Origin of the sequence: Mesorhizobium sp. M2A.F.Ca.ET.039.01.1.1 (genome assembly GCF_003998035.1) — a bacterium.
GTDB lineage: Bacteria > Pseudomonadota > Alphaproteobacteria > Rhizobiales > Rhizobiaceae > Mesorhizobium.
This window is the reverse complement of the sequence record NZ_RZRY01000749.1, coordinates 1-2,832: the sequence shown is the minus strand read 5'-3', so window position 1 is coordinate 2,832 and position 2,832 is coordinate 1. Positions and strand designations below refer to the sequence as shown.

The 2,832-nt window shown below is 50.5% G+C and carries 3 protein-coding genes and 2 pseudogenes; all 5 read right to left on the bottom strand.

Features of this window, described 5'->3' with window-relative positions; all coding sequences use genetic code 11:
- The coding region (locus EOA24_RS33065) for a hypothetical protein (RefSeq protein WP_127410529.1) at nucleotides 1-918 on the bottom strand (918 nt) is incomplete at its 3' end.
- 254 nt (nucleotides 919-1,172) lie between these two features.
- Nucleotides 1,173-1,421, bottom strand: a pseudogene (locus tag EOA24_RS33060) (FtsX-like permease family protein); the annotation flags it as partial.
- 61 nt (nucleotides 1,422-1,482) lie between these two features.
- Entirely contained in the window at nucleotides 1,483-1,845 is a 363-nt protein-coding gene (locus EOA24_RS33055; RefSeq protein WP_127257975.1) for a hypothetical protein, read from the bottom strand.
- Nucleotides 1,845-2,237, bottom strand: coding sequence for a hypothetical protein (locus tag EOA24_RS33050; RefSeq protein ID WP_126082087.1), 393 nt, complete (start codon nucleotides 2,235-2,237; stop codon nucleotides 1,845-1,847). Before EOA24_RS33050 ends, EOA24_RS33055 begins: the two co-directional genes overlap by 1 nt.
- A 9-nt stretch (nucleotides 2,238-2,246) precedes the next feature.
- Nucleotides 2,247-2,832: pseudogene (locus EOA24_RS33045) on the bottom strand (hypothetical protein); the annotation flags it as partial.

Sequence of the window (2,832 nt, the reverse complement as noted above, 5' to 3'; positions counted from 1 at the left end):
CTCGTATTCGCGGTCGGCGTTCTCATTTTTACCTGAAGGCAATTTCTTAATCGCGGTCAACTTGCGGCGGGCGGATATAACCGGAATCTGGGTAAAGAGCGGATCGTTTTTGCAATCTTCGAACGTTCTTTCCTTCTCTCTGATATAAGCGTCGACGACGTTGTAATTTGCGCGGTTGAAATTCAGGACGTCCACGCGTTCAAGTTTGTCTGCCTCATGCGAGATATCGTCCTGTGGACAATGTTCCTGGAAATAGTCGTCGTAAGAAATCCAAGGCCCGAAGCGAAGCCAGCGCTTCGGCACCAGAATCAGTGGAGCGCGCGTATCAGGGTGAAAAGGGAGTTGGACACCCCCTTCTGGTTTGAACTCGTTCTTTCGGTAGTCATAGACGTGGGGGAGGGTGTGGTCCCTCAAGGGAATCCCATGCCGATGACATTGTTCGATGGTGTAGTCGACGAGAAATGACTTTGTGAAGCTACAGGTGATATCGCTGATTCTATCTTTCGAAATACCGTCGATGAAAAACTGAATCTCTTCGAAGTGACGAAATCCAGCGCTGCCGTATTGTGGGATAGTTTTGAACAGGGAGAGAATTTCGTGCGCCTTGGTCTTACCCAGACGTTTCCCTTTTCTCGTGGCCGAAGCGCCGAGACCGACCTCATCACACTCAGATGCGGCAATCAATGTTCCAACGGCCTTCTTTTGCTCTCCCCGAAGGAAGAGCTGACCTAGTTGATTGAAGGTGTTGATGACGGCGGTGTGAAGCGCTTGATCCTGTTGTGACGGAGAGGCCCACAGGAGGAATGGATCGACGTAAAGTGGTATGTCTTCGTTGAAAAACGGTATGGCAAAATCAAGCTGCGCTTGTGGCGTTGGAATTCCGAAGTAGTCCGTCAGGCGAGGGTTAACGAGCACCATGGGGTCAGCGGTTCTAACTTTGTGTTGGCTACGCAGAGCGAATGTTCAGTCACCAATCCCCCGTATTTATTGTTTCTCGAACAGAAACATGTTGTCGACAGCAATGCTAGGCAAGTTTGAAACGGCTTTCGATACGGAAGAGCGTCCAAATAAAGTTCGGAATCCCCGTAAAACGGTAAATCAATCTAGCATTGTAGGGTCGGATGGTGACAGTGCTGTCGACGTGCGCATGCACCAAGGTTGTGGAATAACGGCTATTCGTGCCGCAGCGCGTCGATCGGATCGAGGCGGGCGCCGCGCAGCGCCGGGAAAAAGCCGAACACCATGCCGATCAGCGCGGAGAAGCCGACGGCGAGCAGGATGACGGCGGGGCTCGGCGCGAACGGTATCGTCAGCGCCATCGAGGCCATGCCGGCCAGCGACAGTCCGATCAGGATGCCGATAATGCCGCCGAGCAGCGACAGCACCGTCGCCTCGACCAGGAATTGGATGAGAATGTAACGAGCGCTCTGAGATGCGTGTGCGGTCTAACAAAGGCCGCTGCCTGTCGGCCTCGGCTGGCGTTCAACCACTCTTCTTAGGCTGGATGAACCACGCGTCGCCGACGCCGCTCTGATATCCGTAGTGCCGCTCGTAGAATGACTTTAAGGCGCCTTCATATTGCGACAGGATCAGAATAGCGTCTCCGTATTGCGGCAAGGAATCGCTATCCAAAAGATCAAGATACTTGTGATCCGGAGCGCCTTCCAGAAGTTTAACGGCGTCAGCTAGCACCCGATTTATAAGATTTACTTTGCTAGTGCTAAGCGTTCCTTCCGGCTTCTTCTTTCCAAGGTCTTTAAGTTCCTTGAATAGCTCAGTGAATACGCCGATCACGGCCTCGTATTGTCTAACTTTAGATTCTGTTGTATAGTATTTGTTCGACATCACTTTTTCTCTTGTATCTTCTTCGGTGGCGCCGTCCGGATCATCACGTCTGATCCTTCGATGCGGTAAATCCAAACTCCGTTTGTTCCACGTTTTATGTTGTCAGCCCGCTTGCGCTCAAGCTCCTCGATGTATTGACCGAGGATAAGAGCGACATCACTTGTAGTCGGGACATCGTCCGCATCGAACTGATCAAAATCAGCCAAGGGTTTGTGCGTGGAGCCCAATATATCGTTTGCCTCACCAAGGATAGCGTTGACGAATTTCAACTTAAATTCGTTCAATCCATCGTTTGGCGATTTCTTCACAAGGGTCGCAATTTCCTTGTGAAGACCATCCATCTGACCGGAAATCTTCTCCAGCTTTTCTATTTGTTGAGGCGTCAAGGCCATTTTTCAATCCTAACTCGGACAATCTCGCCTGAATTCAATATATTTTTTCTTGATCACGTCGATGGGTAGTCGCTGTTTGCTCTCGAACAACTCCACCATCTGTTCGACGTCGGCATCAGTGAGTGTAATGATACTCCGGCGTTGACCCGACCAGAGATCGATTGTTCGTTGCTTTCGAGCGCCGGTTAGTGGATTGCGCGTCACCAATACTCCGAATTTTCCCAAACTGTCAGTCATGTAGGCGTTGAGCTGGTTCACATGATCACGGCTGACTTCTCGAACGTTCTTAAGCTCGAAGACCAATTGTCTTGAAGCATAGTCGTCAAATATGCCTTTTAGAAAGGGATCGGACTGGGAATTGTAAAAGATGAGGTCGCGTACAAGCGAACCACTGTCCGTTCGGCTTTGGACTGCAGCGAAATCAAGCTGGGGATAGAGTAGTGACGGAAAGAGATCGCCAATCAGTTTCTCGTATTCGCGGTCGGCGTTCTCATTTTTACCTGAAGGCAATTTCTTAATCGCGGTCAACTTGCGGCGGGCGGATATAACCGGAATCTGGGTAAAGAGCGGATCGTTTTTGCAATCTTCGAACGTT

Excerpts from the sequence above, each read along its gene's own strand:
- EOA24_RS33055 (WP_127257975.1), bottom strand. The coding sequence starts at position 1,845 with ATGTCGAACAAATACTATACAACAGAATCTAAAGTTAGACAATACGAG.
- EOA24_RS33050 (WP_126082087.1), bottom strand. The coding sequence starts at position 2,237 with ATGGCCTTGACGCCTCAACAAATAGAAAAGCTGGAGAAGATTTCCGGT.